Annotated in this window: 23 protein-coding genes and 1 riboswitch; of the genes, 13 read left to right on the top strand and 10 right to left on the bottom strand. The window is 43.5% G+C overall.

Features of this window, described 5'->3' with window-relative positions:
• Nucleotide 1 precedes the first annotated feature (1 nt).
• The 3 genes from WS34_RS01060 to WS34_RS01050 are packed head-to-tail and all read right to left on the bottom strand — an operon-like array spanning nt 2 to nt 2,234.
• On the bottom strand, nt 2–901 hold the full coding sequence (locus tag WS34_RS01060; RefSeq protein WP_013612721.1) for a cation diffusion facilitator family transporter: 900 nt from the start codon (nt 899–901) through the stop codon (nt 2–4).
• Nucleotides 902–925: 24 nt separating this feature from the next.
• Nucleotides 926–1,438, bottom strand: a complete 513-nt coding sequence (locus WS34_RS01055; protein WP_013612722.1) for a threonine/serine exporter family protein — start codon at nt 1,436–1,438, stop codon at nt 926–928.
• 16 nt (nt 1,439–1,454) lie between these two features.
• Nucleotides 1,455–2,234 carry a threonine/serine exporter family protein gene (locus WS34_RS01050; protein ID WP_013612723.1) on the bottom strand — a complete coding sequence of 260 codons (780 nt, stop codon included), beginning with the start codon at nt 2,232–2,234 and terminating at the stop codon, nt 1,455–1,457.
• 156 nt (nt 2,235–2,390) lie between these two features.
• Here WS34_RS01050 and pafA point away from each other — a divergent pair, with 156 nt between their 5' ends.
• Entirely contained in the window at nt 2,391–4,037 is a 1,647-nt protein-coding gene (pafA, locus tag WS34_RS01045) for an alkaline phosphatase PafA (RefSeq protein ID WP_022159562.1), read from the top strand.
• A gap of 33 nt (nt 4,038–4,070) precedes the next feature.
• A riboswitch (cobalamin riboswitch) is annotated at nt 4,071–4,273 on the top strand.
• 353 nt (nt 4,274–4,626) lie between these two features.
• On the opposite strand, the gene WS34_RS01035 is transcribed toward pafA, so the two are convergent.
• From WS34_RS01035 to lepA, 4 genes are read right to left on the bottom strand one after another with little or no spacing between them, the layout of a single operon-like run.
• Nucleotides 4,627–5,187, bottom strand: coding sequence for an epoxyqueuosine reductase QueH (locus tag WS34_RS01035; RefSeq protein WP_013612726.1), 561 nt, complete (start codon nt 5,185–5,187; stop codon nt 4,627–4,629).
• A 6-nt stretch (nt 5,188–5,193) separates the two neighbouring features.
• Entirely contained in the window at nt 5,194–6,177 is a 984-nt protein-coding gene (locus WS34_RS01030) for a hypothetical protein (protein WP_046402568.1), read from the bottom strand.
• On the bottom strand, nt 6,174–6,740 hold the full coding sequence (gene nadD / locus WS34_RS01025) for a nicotinate (nicotinamide) nucleotide adenylyltransferase (protein ID WP_046402566.1): 567 nt from the start codon (nt 6,738–6,740) through the stop codon (nt 6,174–6,176). The genes WS34_RS01030 and nadD overlap by 4 nt, the downstream gene beginning before the upstream one ends.
• Nucleotides 6,741–6,750: 10 nt before the next feature.
• Entirely contained in the window at nt 6,751–8,538 is a 1,788-nt protein-coding gene (lepA, locus tag WS34_RS01020) for a translation elongation factor 4 (RefSeq protein ID WP_013612729.1), read from the bottom strand.
• Between the two features lie 144 nt (nt 8,539–8,682).
• On the opposite strand from lepA, the gene WS34_RS01015 reads away from it, so the two are divergent.
• The 5 genes from WS34_RS01015 (at nt 8,683) to WS34_RS00990 (ending at nt 11,855) form a co-directional block, all read left to right on the top strand.
• Nucleotides 8,683–9,561, top strand: a complete 879-nt coding sequence (locus tag WS34_RS01015; RefSeq protein WP_013612730.1) for a YicC/YloC family endoribonuclease — start codon at nt 8,683–8,685, stop codon at nt 9,559–9,561.
• Nucleotides 9,562–9,646: 85 nt separating this feature from the next.
• Complete coding sequence (locus tag WS34_RS01010) at nt 9,647–9,850, top strand: four helix bundle protein (RefSeq protein WP_013612731.1); 204 nt, start codon at nt 9,647–9,649, stop codon at nt 9,848–9,850.
• Between the two features lie 82 nt (nt 9,851–9,932).
• Nucleotides 9,933–10,493 carry a guanylate kinase gene (gene gmk / locus WS34_RS01005; protein WP_013612732.1) on the top strand — a complete coding sequence of 187 codons (561 nt, stop codon included), beginning with the start codon at nt 9,933–9,935 and terminating at the stop codon, nt 10,491–10,493.
• A gap of 7 nt (nt 10,494–10,500) precedes the next feature.
• Nucleotides 10,501–11,130 carry a putative quinol monooxygenase gene (locus tag WS34_RS15310; protein WP_272054405.1) on the top strand — a complete coding sequence of 210 codons (630 nt, stop codon included), beginning with the start codon at nt 10,501–10,503 and terminating at the stop codon, nt 11,128–11,130.
• Nucleotides 11,130–11,855, top strand: coding sequence for a gamma-glutamyl-gamma-aminobutyrate hydrolase family protein (locus tag WS34_RS00990; protein ID WP_046402563.1), 726 nt, complete (start codon nt 11,130–11,132; stop codon nt 11,853–11,855). Before WS34_RS15310 ends, WS34_RS00990 begins: the two co-directional genes overlap by 1 nt.
• 149 nt (nt 11,856–12,004) lie before the next feature.
• Here the strand turns inward: WS34_RS00990 and WS34_RS00985 are convergent, their stop codons facing one another.
• Entirely contained in the window at nt 12,005–13,363 is a 1,359-nt protein-coding gene (locus tag WS34_RS00985) for an MFS transporter (protein ID WP_046402561.1), read from the bottom strand.
• A gap of 93 nt (nt 13,364–13,456) precedes the next feature.
• On the opposite strand from WS34_RS00985, the gene WS34_RS00980 reads away from it, so the two are divergent.
• Complete coding sequence (locus tag WS34_RS00980; protein WP_013612736.1) at nt 13,457–13,927, top strand: lipocalin family protein; 471 nt, start codon at nt 13,457–13,459, stop codon at nt 13,925–13,927.
• A gap of 17 nt (nt 13,928–13,944) precedes the next feature.
• On the opposite strand, the gene WS34_RS00975 is transcribed toward WS34_RS00980, so the two are convergent.
• Nucleotides 13,945–15,027, bottom strand: a complete 1,083-nt coding sequence (locus WS34_RS00975; protein WP_013612737.1) for an OmpA family protein — start codon at nt 15,025–15,027, stop codon at nt 13,945–13,947.
• Entirely contained in the window at nt 15,024–15,566 is a 543-nt protein-coding gene (locus WS34_RS00970; protein WP_013612738.1) for a DUF3575 domain-containing protein, read from the bottom strand. The genes WS34_RS00975 and WS34_RS00970 overlap by 4 nt, the downstream gene beginning before the upstream one ends.
• A gap of 92 nt (nt 15,567–15,658) precedes the next feature.
• Between WS34_RS00970 and WS34_RS00965 the strand changes: the two genes are divergently transcribed.
• The 6 genes from WS34_RS00965 to WS34_RS00940 all read left to right on the top strand — a co-directional run.
• Nucleotides 15,659–16,960 carry an amidohydrolase gene (locus tag WS34_RS00965; RefSeq protein WP_013612739.1) on the top strand — a complete coding sequence of 434 codons (1,302 nt, stop codon included), beginning with the start codon at nt 15,659–15,661 and terminating at the stop codon, nt 16,958–16,960.
• A 76-nt stretch (nt 16,961–17,036) separates the two neighbouring features.
• Nucleotides 17,037–17,915 carry a DUF3078 domain-containing protein gene (locus tag WS34_RS00960; RefSeq protein ID WP_046402559.1) on the top strand — a complete coding sequence of 293 codons (879 nt, stop codon included), beginning with the start codon at nt 17,037–17,039 and terminating at the stop codon, nt 17,913–17,915.
• Between the two features lie 79 nt (nt 17,916–17,994).
• On the top strand, nt 17,995–18,855 hold the full coding sequence (gene speB, locus WS34_RS00955) for an agmatinase (RefSeq protein WP_013612741.1): 861 nt from the start codon (nt 17,995–17,997) through the stop codon (nt 18,853–18,855).
• A 9-nt stretch (nt 18,856–18,864) separates the two neighbouring features.
• Nucleotides 18,865–19,461: a rhomboid family intramembrane serine protease gene (locus tag WS34_RS00950; protein WP_046402557.1), complete on the top strand. Its 597-nt coding sequence runs from the start codon at nt 18,865–18,867 to the stop codon at nt 19,459–19,461.
• Nucleotides 19,462–19,503: 42 nt separating this feature from the next.
• Complete coding sequence (locus WS34_RS00945; RefSeq protein ID WP_013612743.1) at nt 19,504–20,076, top strand: sigma-70 family RNA polymerase sigma factor; 573 nt, start codon at nt 19,504–19,506, stop codon at nt 20,074–20,076.
• An 86-nt stretch (nt 20,077–20,162) separates the two neighbouring features.
• Nucleotides 20,163–20,463: anti-sigma factor family protein (locus WS34_RS00940; protein ID WP_046402554.1), on the top strand; the 301-nt coding region annotated here is incomplete at its 3' end.

Raw genomic sequence — 20,463 nt, 5'->3', positions numbered from 1 at the left:
TTTAATGACAGGGTTCCTTTTGACAAGGTTGTCCGGGCAGCTCCAATTCTAAAGTAGCATGTCCGATGCCGGCCTTCTGTAACCGGCATTTTAGTTCACTTTTTATCTGTTCCATTTCTACCATATCTGCAACGACGATATGCGCAGTCAGAGCAATTTCTGTCGTACTCAACCCCCAGATATGCATGTGATGGAAACTATCCACCCCGGGAGTAGTTGAAATAATCTGCCCGATCCGGTCATAGCTGATTCCCTGAGGCACCCCGTCCAACGACAAACGAAGACTATCGCGCAATAATCCCCAGGTGGAATAGACGATAAAAAGAGCGATCAGTATGCCGGTCAACGGGTCCATCATATACCAGCCGGTATGCTGAATAACAATTCCCGAGACAACTACCCCGACAGAAACCAATGCGTCGGCAGCCATATGCAAATAGGCCCCTTTTACATTCAGATCTTTTTCTTTGTCTTTCACAAACAACCAGGCAGTCAGCGCATTGACCAACACTCCGACTCCGGCTACCCACGCCACGGCATCTCCATCTACCGGACGAGGATGGAATAATTTATCTATACTCTCCCCCAAAATAAATCCGACAGCGACCAACAAAATAACTGCATTCAGCAGAGAAACCAGAATCGTACTTTTCTTATAACCGTAAGTATATCTCAAAGTCGGACTCACTTTAGCCAGACGAAAAGCCAGCATGGCCAATACCAAACTGAACACATCTCCCAGATTATGCCCGGCATCCGAAATCAATCCCAATGAATTATACCAAAAACCGGCAATAAATTCGGCAACGACAAATCCGGCATTTAAAACAATACCTATGACAAAAGCTTTATTCAGCGAAGTAATCCCAAGGGATCGGTGGTCATGATGGTCGTGTGACATATTTTTCGATTTAAATTTGTTTCTTCAAGCCGACTTTTTCCGATGCAAAAGGCGGGTCATCATAAAAGATTGTTTATAAAATATAAACAAGGGCAGCGAAACTCCGATGACCAAAGCAAACAGTACGAATAAAGCCGTCAAGCCATTCCGGAAAATTTCTACGATCAACTGTTGCAACACCAGCGGGTCGTCATTTTTCATAAAACGAATCAGAGCTAAAATTGTTTTATAAGCATACATACCCGGAATCATAGGCAAGAGAGAAGGAAAAGAGAATACCTCGGCCGGACAATGAATCAATTTGGCGAACCACATGCTTCCCATCCCAATCGTAAAAGCAGCGATCAGGGTAGAAGAAGTAAGATCCAAAGGAGTCTGATGGAGAAGGTAGTAGCGACAAGCATGCCCAACCGCTGCCAATAAAGCTGCTATAAAGACCGCTTTTTTCGGAGGATTCGAAATCACAGCAAAACCGATAGCGGCAATTGCAGCTAAAAAACCGTCGAACAAGACCGACAACCCAAATTCAGTATTCATATTTATCATTTCTAAATTACAACACTTCTTTTCCCAGGATCAGCAAAGTCATCGACAACCCTAAGGCAATACATATAATCAAGATAGCGGCATTGATCGCCCTGGAAAAACCGATCAGGACATGCCCTTCCAGGATATCCAGGATAGAATTGATTAAAGGAACTCCGGGGATTAAAAAAAGTACACTCGTACCTAAAGCGACATCCTGAGTGGTACCCCAATCAGAATACACACCGAGCGCCGCAACCAGAGAAGCCACAAATGAACAAACAATAAATATCAACATATGATTGACCTTACGGACCGTCAATTCCTGCCTGACAAAAAAACCGGTCAAAGTAGCCATCCACACTAATCCCATAGCGATCCAGTCTCCACCGAACAAACGGCAAAAAGCAGCATTGGCAAAAGCCACCAAAATCAACACTACCCAACGCGACATACGGGGTTGCGTCGTAATTACGGCATAACGTTTTTTCAATTCGTCCAAAGGCAAATCATGATCATAGGCTTCCCAACTCAACGAGCTCAAATCGGATATCGTCCTGAAATTCAATGCCAAAGCCGGGATACGCCTTACATAAGTGCGCCGGATAGAATAATCGTCGGCATGTTTTACGGTCATGGTTATATTACGCTGAAAAATAGTCATATCCACCCCATAACCGAACGACTCGGCAATGCGATTTACATTCCTTACTACCCGCGAAGTATGGCTCCCCACACCCATCAAAGTCGTAGCGAAATCAAGTAAAAAATTAGAAAGTTCCTGAATATCGGTATCAGCGTTCGTCATAAGGGAAGAATTAAATTTTGGAATGGCAAAATTAGAAAAACCCCCTTGTTTATGCAACCCGGAATCCGAACAATACATCCGATTGTAGCAAAATCGTAATCTGTTTGAAACAATTTTCGGGTAATCTTGCTGCAAATAAAATTCACATTTACTGTTATGAAAATAAAGTTTTTTTATGGTTTGATCCTCATTCTCACTTCGCTGTCCCTCGGGGCAGAACCGGCCGAATCTTCTCTTCCGCGTCCCAAATTAGTAGTAGGCATCGTAGTCGACCAAATGCGCTGGGATTACCTCTACCGTTATTACGACCGTTATGGAGACCGTGGATTCAAACGCTTGCTGAAAGAAGGGTTTACATGTGAAAACACTCAATTGAATTATTTACCGGCTTTCACAGCCGTCGGGCATACCTGCATTTACACCGGTTCTGTTCCCTCGGTGACCGGTATTGCAGCCAATGATTTCTATATTGAAAAGGAAAAGAAAAAGTTATACTGTACAGCCGATCCGACAGTCGAATGTGTCGGTAGCGACTCACAAGCCGGCCGGATGTCACCCCGGAATTTATGGGTAACGACAATCACCGACGAATTACGTCTGGGTACAAATTTCCATTCTAAAGTTATCGGGATCGCTCTCAAAGACCGGGCCGCTATTCTACCGGCAGGACACACGGCAAATGCCGCTTACTGGTTCGACTACGATTCCGGCAAATGGATTACAAGTAGTTATTACACCGATAAATTACCCCGCTGGGTCGAAGATTTCAATGCCCGGGACCGAGCCTCCCAACTATTGCAACAAGACTGGAATACGTTGTATCCTATCGGGACATATAAACAAAGTACAAAAGACGATACTCCTTATGAAGCCCCATTCATAAAAGGAGAAAAACCTGTTTTTCCTATTCCGACTTCCAAATTATTGAAGACAAATGGATATAGTATGATCCGCCAAACTCCTTACGGAAATACCTTCACTTTGGAAATGGCGAAAACAGCTGTCGAAAAAGAGGAAATGGGCCAGCGTGAAGAAACCGATTTCCTTGCTGTCAGTCTTTCGGCTACAGATTATATCGGTCATCAATTCGGTACGAATGCCATCGAGACCGAAGACACCTATCTCCGGTTAGATCAGGATCTCGGTCTGTTCTTTGAGTTTCTCGACGAGAAAATCGGCCGGGATCATTATACCGTTTTTCTGACAGCCGATCATGCAGCAGCCCATAATGTCGGCTTTTTACAATCCCACCGGATCCCTTCCGACAGCTGGTTATATCAAAAGGTCTTACATCGGTTGGACAGTACCTTGAACAATCGTTTCGCCGTTCAAGGCCTGGTTTATAGCCTGGATAACTATCAGGTCCATCTGGACCGTCAGCTTATTTCCCGGTCCAGGCTAGCGTATGAAACCGTAAAGTCGGCCGTCCTGGATTATCTAAACAATCTGGAAGGCATAGCCTATGCCGTAGATATGGAAAAAGTCGCAATTTCTACACTCCCTACAGGTATCAGAGAAAAAATCATCAACGGATATTGCCGGGAACGCAGCGGAGCAATACAAATCATCGTCAAACCAGGCTGGTATGAAAGCGGGACGCCTACCCCGCAGGGAACTACTCACGGGACATGGCATTCTTATGACACTCATGTTCCCCTGCTTTTCATGGGTTGGGGAATCCGGCAAGGAGCAACCCGGCGCCTTGTCGGGCTGACAGACATAGCCCCGACTATAGCAGCATTATTGCACATACAAGCCCCTAATGGTTGTATAGGCCAACCCATTCCGGAAATATTAAAATAATAAAAAAACTTGGATTAGCATTTCATTTTTTTCGTATCTTTGTTCCATACTGGTTTTCTTGTTATCATCCGGTACAAGAAATAAAAGGGAATCGGGTGAAAATCCCGGACAGTCCCGCTGCTGTAAGCTTCATAACCAGATCCGGACAATACTCCTGCCACTGTCTGCAATATGTACGACGGGAAGGCGTCCGGAGAGAAGCAAGTCAGAAGACCTGCCAGTAACAGCAAACGTCTTTACTCTCGAGGATTTAGAGTGGGACACCTGCACATATATATTTACTGTACTGTTAAAAACACCGGAGATAAAAATGGTGTATGCGGAAGTATTGTATGATGTGGCCACAATACGAAAGATACAGGGTTTTTATTTGAAGGATCCGCCAGTCGCATCCTGCCGGTGTTTTTTTTTATGTCTTTTCGGAGCGGAGCTTTTCTGGCAAAAAAAGTCACAGGCCGGCTTTACCTGTGACTTTCGCAACTATTAATCAATAAAACGTGACAAAATTCTGATGACACAAAGATAGGCCGGCTAAATAGACCCGGAAATCCCCGATTCTAGGTATTCCGCCTGTTTTGGTATCCCTATATTAAGGTAAATCGTTATTTTGGGGCTTTCTGAAGGAGAATTCACACCCACAATATTGCTGATTATAAAAACCATTTTCGGCCAAAAGTATCTTACGGCGTTCGCTTAAACCACCTTTACGCCAGTTCTTTTCCCAAAATTCCAGACCTTCAAAGCGAGCCGCAGCCCATTTCCCGGCTTCGGTGATTTGTTGAAGGCTCTTCCATCGCGAAGAGGCCAGTGTAGTAGTAAACAAACGAAAGCCTCTTTCATCAGCCAATTTTGCCGTGGCCAGCAACCGTATTTTGAAACACTGCAGACATCGCTTTCCCCGTTCGGGTTCATCCTCCAAGCCCGCCACGTCACTCAACCAGGCTGTATGATCATAATCCCCGTCGATAATCTCCAAACCTAATTTTTGTGCATAACGACTGCATTCGGATTTCCGGATTTCGTATTCTTCCTGTGGAAAGATATTGGGGTTGAAATAATACAAAGTCGGACGGATATCCTGAGCTAGCATCCATTCGACGATAGCAGCCGAACAAGGGGCACAACAACTATGCAACAATACATTTTCCATTTTGATCTATCTTTGTCGTCTTTTGTTTTTATATAAGCCATGTCTGATCACTGTACGTCCGGGATGTATCAGATAGGTCAAATCGAGTAAAGGAACATAAGTCCATCCGGATTTTTCATTTATCCTGATATAGGGAATTTTACAAACAGCTGAGAGCCCGAAGTGCCTTGACACATAATAAGTAAGACGCAAATTTCCTTCTACAGCATATGCTTTTGTGAAATCAACACTATAAAAAAGGCCGTTTAAACTATAATGAAACCGGTGTCCCCAATAAGAATCAAACTGCAATCCTCCATAATAAAGCACTTTACCGTCGAGCAACTGAGTATGATACAAGGTGTGGGCATAATCGAACGGCATTACTTCGTTATTCCCGAACCCGACATAACCCTCTATGCCCGCATGCAGGGTCAGTATTTTTTCGGCCGAAGGATCGGGACATCCCCATACTTGCGGATTCAATAACCAGGAAAACAATATTTCATGCCGCATAGCCATCCCCTGGGCCACCTGTACCGAATCCGGAACCAGTTCTTTAAAACCGGTCGACTGCAATATTTTCAAACCGGGATAAGAATAATACAACGTATGTGCTGTAGCCCAGGCAAAACGCCTGTTCCCCCACCAACGGTGTTTCAACCCGATATTAGGTAAAAAAGGTTCCTCAGCTATCCGAAAAAGGATTTCCGTACGTTTTGAGAAACCGATCCGTGTGGGATTAAAAAGACTGATTTCTGCTGCATCCGAAGCGACAATACCTGCTGTCCCGGTATGCCAGGCAGAGATTTCCGGAAAACCTTTACTCTTTGAAGGTAATCGGCGGGGATCCCACCGCAACTCGGTATCTTTCTGCCGGAGAGATTTTTCTTTCTTTTCTATCTGTTTTTCTGTTCTCTTCTGTTCTTTACTTTTTGCAGGAAGCACCCATTGTGCATAAACACCTGAAGAGATTGTCCCCCATAATAATAGACAAAACAGAATTTTCATTTTACGGAATAATAATTCAGGATCAAAGGCAAAGCCGGCTGAGGCACATAAGGTGAAATATCCTGCCCTTCTCCGAGCATCTCCCGGATTTCCGTCGAAGAAACATCGGCAAGAGGTGCGTCTATCAGAAATAGATTTTCCCACATCGAAGCGGATACCCCCTCTCCTTTACGAGGATAAACCAATATACGGTAATTTTCCACAATTTCTTTAGCATTCCGCCATTTATGAAAATCTCTCAGGTTATCCTCTCCGATGATCAAAGCAAACTCTTCCTCCGGCCATTTTTTTTTCAACAGCTGCAAAGTGGCATAAGTGTAGGAAGGCTTAGGCAAACCGAACTCGACATCACATGCCTGCATCCTTTCATCCCCACGGATCGCAGCTTTCACAATTTCCAATCTTTTTTGCTCATCCAATAAAGAACGACCGCTTTTCAATGGATTATGAGGCGAAACGACAAACCAAATCCGCTGACAATATCCTTTGTACAACAAATACTGTGCGATCTTCAGATGACCATTGTGAATCGGGTTAAAAGACCCGAAGAATAAGCCTGTCATTCCTTTCACTTTAATCTAACTTCAACACAGCCAGGAAAGCTTTTTGAGGAACTTCGACATTTCCGATCTGTTTCATCCGCTTCTTTCCTTTTTTCTGCTTTTCCAGCAATTTTCTTTTCCGGGAAATATCCCCCCCATAACATTTGGCCGTCACGTCTTTACGCACTGCTTTGATTGTCTCCCGGGCGATGACTTTAGCTCCGATCGCTGCCTGTACGGCGATATCGAACTGTTGACGCGGTATCAGTTCTTTGAGCTTCTCACAAATGCGACGCCCGAAACCATAGGCATTATCGAAATGAATCAATGCCGACAGTGCATCGACGGACTCTCCGTTTAATAAAATATCCAGTTTCACCAGATTTGCCCGCCGATATCCGATCTGATAATAATCGAACGAAGCATATCCTTTCGTTATACTTTTCAATTTATCGTAAAAATCGAACACAATCTCTCCTAAGGGCATTTCATAGGTGATCTCTATCCGGTTACCGGTATGATATTGCTGGTTGATCAAAATCCCCCGTTTCCCAAGACACAAGGTCATAATCGGACCGATATAATCGGCCGGAGTAATAATCTGGGCACGGATAAACGGTTCCTCTATAAAATCCAACGTGCTGGCAGAAGGCATATCCGAAGGATTGTGCATCTCATAGACCTCGCCTTTGGTGGTATGAGCGATATACATCACATTCGGAACCGTGGTAATCACATTCATATCGAATTCCCGGTCCAGACGTTCCTGAACGATCTCCATATGGAGCATTCCCAAAAATCCGCAACGGAAACCGAATCCCAAGGCTGCCGAAGATTCAGGTTCGAAAGTCAGCGATGCATCGTTCAATTGCAATTTCTCTATCGAAGCCCTCAAATCTTCGTAATCTTCCGAATCAATAGGATAAATCCCGGCAAATACCATGGGTTTCACTTCTTCGAAACCATCGATGGCAACATCACAAGGTTCGTCGACATGAGTGATCGTATCTCCGACTTTTACCTCGGAGGAAGTTTTGATACCTGAAATAATATATCCCACATCACCGGTCTCGAGCACTTGCCGTGGCTCGGGTTTTAAACGGAGTACACCGATCTCGTCGGCTGTATATTCTTTCCCGGTGTTAACGAATTTCACCACATCTCCGGTGCGCAAACTCCCGTTTACAATACGGCAATAAGTAATGATTCCCCGGAAAGAATTGAATTCGGAGTCGAAGATCAAAGCCTGTAAGGGCTGATTCGGAAAACCTTCGGGATGCGGTACCCGCTCGACAATCGCCTGCAAAATTTGCTCTACCCCCAACCCGGTCTTTCCACTGGCCTCGATAATATCCTCGCGTTTACATCCGATCAATTCCACAATCTGATCTTTCACCTCTTCCGGCATAGCATTCGGCATGTCCATCTTATTCAGTACAGGAATAATTTCGAGGTTGTTCTCTACGGCCAGGTAAAGATTGGAAATCGTCTGAGCCTGTATTCCCTGAGTAGCATCGACGATCAGTAAAGCTCCTTCACATGCTGCAATAGAACGCGATACTTCATACGAAAAATCGACATGTCCCGGAGTATCGATCAGATTCAAAACGTACTTCTTCCCTTCAAAATGATAATCCATCTGAATGGCATGGCTCTTGATCGTGATCCCACGCTCCCTTTCGAGGTCCATATCATCGAGTACCTGCGCCTGTAAATCTTTACCGGTTACCGTCCCGGTATATTCCAACAAACGATCGGCCAATGTACTCTTCCCGTGATCAATATGCGCTATAATACAGAAATTGCGGATGTTTTCCATGAATCAATTCTTGATTTATGATTTTGCTATCTTTTCTCTTTTATTATTTTAGGGTGTAAAGATACGAAGAAAAATGAAATAATCTGCAATAAGAATATTTACAAACAAATCGTTATTTTTGCAGAAGAATCAAAAATCAATATTATGGTAAAATCAATGACCGGTTTCGGAAAAATCACCATCGAAAACGGAAATAGGAAAGTCGTGATCGAAATTAAAAGTCTGAATTCAAAAACCCTGGACTTGAATCTGAAGATGCCTAATCTTTACAAAGAAAAAGAAATGGAAATCCGGAATATAGTAAAAGAACAATTAGACCGGGGGAAAGTAGAAATGTGTATCTACTTTGACAATACAGAAAGCGATAAGGATGTGACCATTAATAAGCCTGTAGTAACTCAATACTTCAATCAATTACTAGACATCGCCAACGAATTGGGCATCGAAGCCGACAAAAACAAGATTCTCCAAACCGTCATGCGTTTCCCCGATACCTTGCAAATCAAATCGGAAGAGTTGGAAGATACCGAATGGGAGGCTTTGGAAGCTGGAATAAAAAAAGCTTTGGAAGAAATCAACAAATTCAGAATCCAGGAAGGAAAAGCTTTAATCAAAGATATATGTCACCGCATCGAACTTATTCAGGAACTGTCTGCTCAGGTACCTCAATTTGAAGTAAAACGTGTAGAAGTCATCCGTCAGAAATTACAGGAAAAAATCAATGAATGGACGGATATTCAAAATATCGATGAAAACCGGCTGGAACAGGAAATTATCTACTACCTGGAAAAATTGGATATCACAGAAGAGAAAGTCAGGTTGGCCAATCACTGTAAATACTTTTTGGAAACGATCGAACATGAAGATGCTCCGGGCCGGAAAATCGGTTTTATCGCTCAGGAAATCGGTCGGGAGATCAACACCATGGGCTCTAAAGCCAACGACCACGACATCCAGAAACTCGTCGTAAAAATGAAAGACGAACTGGAAAAGATAAAAGAGCAAAGTTTGAATGTCCTATAAGTTTTTAAAGTCCGTAAAGTTTATAAGATTTTTAAAGTTCATGGACCCTGCAGGCGCTTGGTGTTAAACATAATAAGGATAAATCATGAAGATTGAACGTTTTGAAGATAGTCTGGCGTGGCAAAAGGCAAAAGAGTTGTGTATAGAAATCTATTTGCTATTCGATAAAAGCCATGATTTCGGTTTTAAAGACCAAATCGAAAGAGCAACTGCTTTGATTATGAATAACATCACCGAAGGCTATGAACGAAAATCAAACGTCGAACTCAGATACCGAAACAATACCTAAAATGTTATCGAACTTTATAAAAAAACTTTGATCCCACTTTATAAACTTTACAAACTTTATAAACCTTATAAACTATCATCGTATGGGAAAAGTAATTATTTTTTCAGCACCGAGTGGAGCGGGTAAGAGTACAATTGTAAATTACTTATTGGAAAAGGGGTTAGGGTTGGAATTTTCTATTTCAGCAACCTGCCGGGCTCCCCGGGGAAAAGAAATACATGGTAAAGAGTATTATTTCTTTACAGCAGATGAATTCAGGAAACGAATTGAAAATAAAGAATTTTTGGAATGGGAAGAGGTGTATCCGGGATGCTACTACGGTACGCTTCTCAGTGAAATCGACCGGATCTGGGCGAAAGGTCATACTGTATTGTTCGATGTCGATGTCGTAGGCGGCCTAAATATCAAAAAGAAATTCGGAGACAATGCGTTATCGATCTTTATTCAGCCCCCATCTGTAGAAGTACTACGCCAACGCTTGACCGGCCGGGGAACCGATGCTCCTGAAAAAATCGAACAACGCCTGGCAAAAGCAGAATACGAAATGACTTTCGCAGACAAATTCGATACGATCATCGTCAACGATAAGCTGGAAGAGGCCTTCCGGGAAGCAGAAAAAAAAGTGAGGGATTTTTTAAAATAATGCTACAATGAACTATTTTACGTCAAAAACTGCGGAACAATTAACTCTGGTATCTATTTCCCATGCCCGCGAAGGGAAAGCCGGAGAATTAAAAAAAGCCTGTCTCGACCTCATCGAAAAGACCCGTCAGGAAGAAGGAGCTATCAGTTACCATTTGTATGAAGATCGGGAAGACCCCTGTCAATTCATTTTTCATGAAATATGGGCAAACGAAGCACTTTGGAAAAAACATACCCAAAGTGAACATCTGCAAGCTTTTCGGGCCCGCAGAGACGAACTGACAGACCGAAAACCGGTTTTACAACGCTGGGAACGTTCGGAAGCTCCGAATCCCGTGATAGTCCCGGATTCGTTGGTATTGTTCGCCTATAACCGGAACAAAGGAAATACTGAAAAAGAATGGCAAAAAATTCTCGAAGATCTGATTGCGCCTACATTAGCTGAAAAAGGGGCTTTGCATTATGAATTACATGTCAGTAAAGACGATCCGAAAGATTTCATGTTTCACGAAACCTGGCAGACTGTCGAAGATTGGAACGCTCACATGGCAGCCCCCCATTTGATCAGTTTAGTCGGGATCTTAGACCAGTATACAGAAAACGGCATTACCGTTATCAAAACCAAGCCGATCGATTAATGACTCCGATTATTGGTATCAGCACAAATCTCCATACCGTAGATAAAGGTAAATTTCTGGGGATGGAAAGGATATACGTCAACAAAGACTATATCGATGCAGTCGTTAAGGCAGGGGGCATTCCCCTGCTTCTTCCCCCGGTAGCCGATCGGGCTTCCATTGTCCGGTATGCCGAAGTCTGCGATGGTTTTATTCTCTCGGGCGGAGGAGATATCAACCCCATCTTATACGGAGACTTCCCTCATCCCTGCCTGGAGGAATTTCATACCGGACTCGATCGGGCACAATGGGCGTTGACCGAAGAAATCCTAAGGACAGACAAGCCTCTATTAGCCATTTGCCGGGGAATACAATTATTGAATGTCGTATTGGGCGGTACGCTTTGGCAGGATATCACAGCCATCGGCCATCCGGTTATGCTACACAGCCAATACAGCCCACGGGAGGATATTTTCCACCCGGTAAGTATTGAAAAAGATTCTATTTTAGGCCGACTTTGGGGAGAGCAACTGGAAGTCAACAGTTTTCATCACCAATGCCTGAACCATTTAGGACGTCACCTGAAAATCACAGCGACAGCCCCTGATGGAGTTATCGAAGCTGTCGAAATGCCCGATCACACTTTTGTCGTAGGTATCCAATGGCATCCCGAAATGCTCCTGACCGGTTCGGACAAAATGTTACCCTTATTTCAGCAACTCATCGCTCACTGTCGGAGGGAATAACCGAACTTTCGGGTATCGTCGGCAAAAACGAAACCGACCTGTGGTATCGCCGGAATTTTATCATTCCATCCAACTGGAAAGGGAAACATATCCTTCTACATGCCGGAGCTGTAGACCGCTCCAAAGCCATGAAAAATACCGATCTGGTTCTACTTCCTGAGTCTCAAACTACTGATAACGGCCGAAACAACAGCGATAACGGCTCCAAAAATCAAAGCATATCGCATCCCATGTCCGGGAAACATAGCAAACAGGACTGCCACAAAAGCCGCACCGACAGTCTGTCCCAAGAGCCGGGCCATCCCCAGCATACCACTGGCTCCGCCGCTACGTTCTCTGGGAGCCGATGCAATAATCGTACTATTGTTGGGGGTAATAAAGAGACCGAAACCTATACCTCCTAAAAACATACGCCAGATAATATCGATATGTGAAGGATGTGCAGGCATCATCGCCAACAACAAAAGAGCCGTACCGAATATCATCAATCCGATCCCCCCCAATAAACCGGCATTGTAACGATCCATCAAACGCCCGGTCAGCGGAGCTGTAATCATAGTGGCCAGTGGCCAGGGTGTCAGCAATAACCCCGTCGCAACTTCACTCAGGTGTAATACCCGTTGAAAAAAGAAAGGAATAGACACCAAAGCCAGCATTTGTGCTATAAAAGAAAACACGGAAGTCAGCAAGGATAGGGAAAAGATCTTATTACGCAGCAAATCGACCGGAAGCAAAGGATAAGTCTGCATTTTCTGACGTTTGATAAAAAACCAGCCGATGATCAGCATGATAACAAAACCCGGAATCAGAATATACCAATGAATATCGTGAGCAAATCCATCGATTACACATATCAGCAAACCAAAAGTCAGGGCATTCATTACCGCACTCGTTACATCAAAACGTTGTCCTTCTACTTTTACCGGATTCTGGGGTAAAAACTTCAAACTCAATACAAATGCAACCAGTCCTATGGGCACATTGATGGCAAACAACCAGGGCCAATCGGCAATAGCTAAAATACCGGCAGCAACAGTAGGGCCGGCAGCAGCAGCGACAGCAATGATCAACCCGTTGATTCCCATTCCACGGGCCAAAAAACGGGCCGGAAAAATCACCCTCAGTAAAGCGGTATTGACACTCGTGATCGCTGCCGCACTGAAACCTTGTAAACCACGGGCTATAACCAAAGTAATAAACGAATCGGAAAGAGCACATATCAGCGAAGTCACTGTGAACATACTCAAGCCCAACACATACACCCGCTTATATCCCCAAAGATCACCCAAAGAGGAAAAAGCCAGTAAAGAGATGGTCATTGCTAACTGAAAAGCATTTACTACCCAGATAGAACTGGATGGATTGACATGTAAATCTCCGGCAATCGTAGGCAAAGCAACGTTCGCAATAGCCCCGTCCAACACAGCCATCGTCATCCCCAAAGCAATTACTGCCATGGCCCAATTCCGCCGTGGCAAAGGCAAACCGTCTTGTTGTATTTCACCCATAACAAGTTCATAAAGTACTGGATATAATACGAAAAGTCCTGAGTTTTGTTAGAACTCATCCTTCCTGTTCTACGTAAACCTGAGAAAAAGGCTATGAAAACAATAGACAAAAGCACTGTAAAAGAGTTCAATTTACAACGTTATCTTGGTAAATGGTATGAAATCGCCCGCTACGATCATCGTTTCGAACGGGGTCTGCATTATGTCACAGCAGAATATTCAAAACGCCCGGATGGGAAAATCAAAGTTCTGAATTGTGGTCATCAAGATGCTGTCGACGGTAAAGAAAAATGTAGTATCGGGAAAGCACGGCCTTCCCATAACGGTCAGCCCGGTCAATTGCAGGTCGCTTTCTTCCTGTCGTTTTACAGCGATTACAACATTCTCGAGTTGGACCCGGACTACCAATGGTCGCTGATCGGCAGTTCCACAGACAAATACCTGTGGATTTTAAGCCGTACTCCTCATCTCGACCAAAATACCCTAAACCAAATTCTGGAAAAGGCCCGGCAACGAGGATACGACACTTCCCGTCTGATTTTTCCCCAACAGCCCGAATCATAACTGCCGAACTCTTCTCATTATTCAGGGATCACTTTCGTGATCTCTTCTTTTTGAGTATAATAGAAGATACACCTCACTTCCTGTAAATCGGGATATAAGTTTATGCGCAAATATTCATATTGCGGGAGCTGCTTTAATGAAGCTTTGCGTTGGGCAGCATCCTTTGTAGTGTCAAGAATACGCAAGACGGCAGCTTTATCAGGCAATTTCGACTGTTCGACCAATTGCCGCAATCCGGCCCAATTTTCACCGATATATTCGAGCTCGATCTCTTGGGCCTCCATCTGTTTCCGTTCGACTAAACGCTGTTTCATTTGTTCGGCCCGTTGTTCGGCTAACGAGGCATTGAAAGTCGCCGTACCTATAGGAGACGAACTTCCGGCAATGACTAGTTTTTCCAGGCGCATCGTTGAATCCGATCGAAATGAATCGACCAACTTCATCATTCGTTTCATGCTCGAAGCGTTGCCGTCATATTCCCGGTTGAAGATATATTGTCCTGAAGGAAAGAAAAATTCGAATTCCGATACTTTTTGTACCATCACTCTTTCTTTTGCGTACTTCACCCGAACCGGTCCCGGCCCCATAGGCAACCAGATCACTCCATCGGCCAAGGTTAAAACTTCAATATGTTTCTCCCGGTCACAAGCCTCTAACGTCACATCAGCCCTCAATTTAGCTTGTGCCATCCATAATTCGAAAGGCACTGTTTCCGACAAACGGACCTGCATTCCTTCTCCTTCCGATATAAGCCGAAGAGCTTCGGGATAATCCGGTTGTTTATCCGTCAAGGCAGTTAACCGCTTTTCTTGCCGAAGATTGTTTTTTCCGCTAACGACCAAAGGAGTCAAATCATAGCGATGCCCGGCAGACAGAAAATAAGGTTGATAAACCATACGGGCACAGGAAGGGATAAACCCATGAGGTATATTCAATGTATAAACTATTTTTATCGTATATGGATCTGTATGTTGATCGACAAATAGTTGCAAGCGGGAAGGAGTAATAGTCAAAGCCGGTTTCTTCTCAATCCGTTTCACACCGCTCTCCAGCAACAATATGCATAAGCATCCCAATAATATTCCGATCGTTTTTTTCATTTCTGCCTGCTTTTAAAAAGATACATGAAACTAATACTTAATTTTGTCGGTCCCCAATAGTTGCGATGTCCGGTGTCTATAAATCGTCCGCATCGGTTACGTAAATATTTATCGTACTTCAAGTAAGCATACCCGATTCCAAGTTCTGTTTCCAAGTTCCAGTGTTTACCGATGATCCATTGGTAACCATAAGAAAAACCACCACCAACACCCCATCCGTCATAACGGTATTTTTTTAAACCACCGTTATATTTTCCTCCATGTGCATGTACTCCGATAAAATGCCCCATAAACCGGCGACAAGTCCAATAACGCCATTCCGGCTGAACCGCCCAATGCATAATCTTCTTATTCCCACGGAAATGAAAGGGATTATAATTTGCCGTCATATCTAATGTCATTCGCGGAGCTAAAGCGATTTCTCCACCGATATTCAAAGTCGTAGTCGCCCAATAGGCCAGATTTGTTTTCACGGCATATTTCTGTGCAAAACCGACACTCGATGTAAACAAAAGTAAAATAAATCCTATTCGTTTCATTCGCTCTATAACTTTTACCTATTTCTGACGTTTTTGATATTAACGAATACCGCTATCCTAAAGTTTTACTTATTTTTGTAAAAACAAAAGCTATGAATAAAAAGATCATCCGGAACGCCCGTATTATCACGATGAATGAAAGGTTAGATATTCTCCCTAACGGAAATATCCTGATCGAAAATGGAAAAATCAGTGCCATCACGACTCAATCTTTAGAAGATACCGATGCGGAAATCACAGACGCAGAAGGGATGTTCTTATTACCTGGGCTGATCAATACACATACTCATCTTCCTATGACTATGCTAAGGGGCTTTGCAGATGATCTTCCGCTGCATGAATGGCTTACCGGACACATCTTTCCGGCAGAAGCCCGGTTGGTGACTCCTGAAAATGTCAGAATCGCTACCCGGCTGGCTTTTATCGAAATGATCAAATCGGGTACGACCTGTTTCAACGACATGTATTTTTTCGAAGATATCATAGCCGAGGAGGCTAAAAATGCCGGTATCCGGGGAGTTATGGGAGAATCGATGATCGACTTTGCAACAGCGAGCTTTCAAACGGTAGACGAAGGTCTTGCCCGATGTGAAGCTTTGATCCGAAAATGGCAAGGAGACTCTATCATTCACCCTTCCGTTTGTGTACATGCCCCATATACCTGTTCCCAAGCCACTCTCCAACAATCCAAACAACTGGCAGACCGGTACGGTACTCTTCTTCAGATTCATGTCGCAGAAACCCGGCAAGAAGTCGAAGACATCACAGCCCGAACAGGCATGCCACCTGCCGAGTACCTCCATTCGATCGGGCTTCTCGACCGGAACGTGATTGCAGCCCATTGCGTATGGCTCAATCCGAAAGAGATCGAACTCCTGGCCCGAACCGGGACTTCGATCGGCCATTGTCCCAAAAGCAATCTAAAATTAGCCAGTGGCGTTGCAGATATAGATACTTACCTGAAAGCAGGAATTACTGTCGCTTTAGGAACAGACGGAACGGCGAGCAACAACACCCTCGATTTAGTAGAGGAAATGCGTTTTGCCGCATTGCTCGCTAAAGTCGTCCATTACAACCCGGAGGCTGTAAAAGCCCAGACAGCCCTCCGGATGGCTACCATCAACGGAGCAAAAGCCTTGGGACTCGACACAATAACCGGTTCGATCGAAATAGGAAAAAGAGCGGACCTGATATTGATACATGCAGATGCTTCCAATATGCTTCCTGTTTATGATGAATACTCAGCCATTGTCTATGCCATGAACAGTAAAAATGTACGCTCTTCTATGGTAAATGGGGACTGGATCATGCGCAACCGGATCGTATGCCATGTAGACAAAGAAAATACGTTGGAGGCAATCAAACAACTCTCCGGTCAAATCCGAAAAATGTAAGCGATTTTCAAAAATAATTTGTAAATTATTGTTGATAAAGTATAATTTTGTAGTTTAAAAATCAAAAACCAGAACTATGAAAAATTTAATATTTATCAGCGCATTTACCTTTTTATTCAATTGGACAGCAGCAGCTGCCGGTCACATTAGCCGGGATTCAAGCTGGACATACGGAGGTAACGGAGGATTAAATTTATCTCAGGTTAGCTTAAGCAATTGGGCCTCAGGAGGCGAGAATGCGGTCGGCTTCGATGTATTACTCAATTATAGTGCCGATTATAAAAAGAATAAACATTTGTGGCAAAACCGGATCGAAATGGCTTATGGCTTGAATCAAACGGAAACAAGCGGAACGAAAAAAACGAATGACAAACTTTATTTTTCGTCGACCTATGGCTACGGAATGACCAAAAGCCTTTATTTGAGTGCTCTGTTGAACTTCAACACGCAATTTGCGAAAGGGTATGATTATAAAACAGAACCCCGGACTTATATTTCACGTTTTATGTCTCCGGGATACCTGACTACCGGTCTAGGTTTGACCTGGAATCCAAAGAATTGGATAACAGCTACCTTTTCGGCCATTTCCTGGCGGGGAACTTTTGTCAGTAGTAAAATTCTTTCCGACGAAGGTTCATTCGGTGTTGATCCCGGCGAGCATCTTTTTTCAGAAATGGGTGGTAACTTAAAGGTAGAAGTAAAATACGAATTTCTGAAAAATATGACGATCTATTCACGAGTCGATCTTTTCTCGAATTATCTGGAAGATCCGCAAAACGTGGATGTCCGTTGGGATGTACAATTAAATATGACCGTGAATAAATGGTTTTCGGCCAATATTTCCACAAACCTGATCTATGACAACGATACTAAAATCGTTCAAAAAGATGGAAGTAAAGGGCCACGCTTACAATTTAAAGAAAGTCTGGGTGTAGGATTTCAGGTAACGTTCTGACTATTTTAAATATATTTCACATGTATAGCGCTTATTTCCCACAAAATAAATCTAGATTTGTAGTATAAACTATTTAGGTATGGATAAATTACTTTACGGAGACTTTGAAGAACAATACACCGATTACGAAACGGCGGAAATAGCTATTCTTCCTGTGCCTTACGATGGTACAAGTACTTGGCTGAAAGGAGCAGACAAGGGACCACGTGCCATACTCGAAGCTTCGCCCAACATGGAATTTTACGATATCGAAACCGATTCGGAAGTATATAAACACGGTATCGCCACTTTAGAACCCGTTACGGCCGATTCTTCTCCCCAAGCTATGGCTCAGGAAGTCGAACAGCGCGTGGAAGCTATCTTGAAAGATAAAAAGTTCCCGGTGTTATTGGGTGGGGAACACTCGGTCAGTATCGGTGCTTTCAAGGCTATAGCCAAATACTATGATACATTTTCTATCCTGCAACTGGATGCTCATTCGGATATGCGGGACGAATACGAAGGTTCGCCTTACAATCATGCCTGTGTTATGGCCCGGGGCAAAGAAATTACCCCAAGTGTCGTTCAGGTAGGTATTCGTAGCAGCGCCATCGAAGAAAAGCACAATATCGATCCGGACCGTATTTTTTATGCCCATGAAATTAAAGAATCGGACGATTCTACCTGGATGTACGAGGTGTCTCAAAAACTCCACGATAATGTATATGTCACAATCGACCTGGACGTATTCGACCCCGCTTATATGCCGTCGACAGGTACCCCCGAACCCGACGGACTGACCTACCGGACAGTGTTGACTTTGCTCAAACTAATCAACGAACGCCATAATATCGTCGGTCTCGATGTTGTCGAACTTTGTCCGAACGATATCAATAAAGCCCCGGATTTCCTGGCCTCAAAACTGATTTATCAAATCCTGAGTATACGTTTCAAGCAATAACCCCGATCAATGCTCACCTATCTCATTACCGGAATAACCGTTGTGGTCTCTTTTATTTGTTTCAACAACAGACTATTGTTCGATAAACTTTCGCTCAAACCCTATCGGATTGTACATGCAAAGGAATGGTACCGTATCATTTCGCATGGTTTTGTTCATGCAGACTGGGTACATTTATTCGTGAATATGTTTACTTTCTGGTCATTCGGCAAGTATATCGAAGATACATTCCGTTATCTGGGATTCGGAGAAGGGGCTTTTTTATTACTCTACTTCGGAGGGATGGTTGTAGCTTCTGCCTCCGATGTGATCCGTTACCGTAATGCGGCATGGTACACTTCTATCGGAGCTTCCGGTGCGGTTTCTGCCGTTTTATTCACAGCCATATTCCTGAATCCGTGGGACAAAATTCTGCTTTTTGCCGCAATTCCCATTCCAGGTATTCTGTTCGGCCTTCTTTATTTAGCTTACTGCCAATATATGGCCCGCCAGGGAAGTGACAACATCAATCATAATGCCCATTTTTACGGGGCGATCTACGGTTTTTTATTCCCGGGAATCTTAAATCCGACGCTTTTCCATTTGTTTTTCAAGCAATTGATTTGAATTTTATATTTTATTATTTTTGTGAGAAAATAAAAACAAAGAATGTATCCGTCCGCATCTGAAATTTTAACGGCTTTTACAAAAAATCCGGACGAGGGAGGAAAATTATTATTCGAACGATACTATAAACCGTTAGTATTGTTTGCAGATTCTTTTTTGACGGACATTCATTTTTCGGAAGACATCGTACAGGATGTTTTCTATGATTTCATAAAACATCGTTCCTACCGCCAGATCGCCCCGGAAGCTCTCACCACTTATCTGTTCCGGTGCATACGGAATACCTGCCTGAACCGTCTGCGCAATCGCAAGCTTGTTATGGAAGCCGAATTGTTGAAATTCGAAGCAGCAGAAGAGGAAGCGATGACCATATCGCCCGAACTGATCGCTGCAATCCGGGAAACGATCAAACAATTACCTGACAAAACACGCCAAGTGATCGTTTCTATCCTGATTCAGGGGAAAAAATACAAAGAAACAGCCGAAGAATTAAATGTTTCTGTCAATACAGTGAAAACTCTACTCAACTACGGCGTAAAGCAATTACGGAAACAATTCCCCGATACACTCCTGCTAATATTTTATTGTATCGAAAACGACTCCCTGACACTATAACTTTTCAATTTTTTGAAAAATAATTGAAAAAATCATTCACCCATTTTTAAAGTTGTGTTATTAACTTATAACAAGTAACACTCTTTATGAACATATCTGATCCGAAACAACAAATACAGGACTACCTCGCAGGACAAATGAGTCCGGAGGAAGAAAAGCAGTTCGATTCATGGCTGAAACAAAATCCGGAAAGCCAAAAGCTGTTTAAGCAATCAGCCAAAGACTATCAGGCAATCCGTTGGACAGAACAATGGGACAAACCGGATGAAAAACAAGCCTACGCCCAATTACAGCAACGTCTGCACAAACACCGGCTGTATTCCGGTTTATGGAAATATGCCGCCTTATTCTTTCTCCTGTTGGGTTGCGGTATTTTCTTCTGGCAAC

Origin of the sequence: Odoribacter sp. N15.MGS-14 (genome assembly GCF_000980245.1) — a bacterium.
Classification (GTDB): domain Bacteria; phylum Bacteroidota; class Bacteroidia; order Bacteroidales; family Marinifilaceae; genus Odoribacter; species Odoribacter splanchnicus.
The sequence above is the reverse complement of the archived record's forward strand: the minus strand, read 5'-3'. Positions and strand labels throughout refer to the sequence as shown.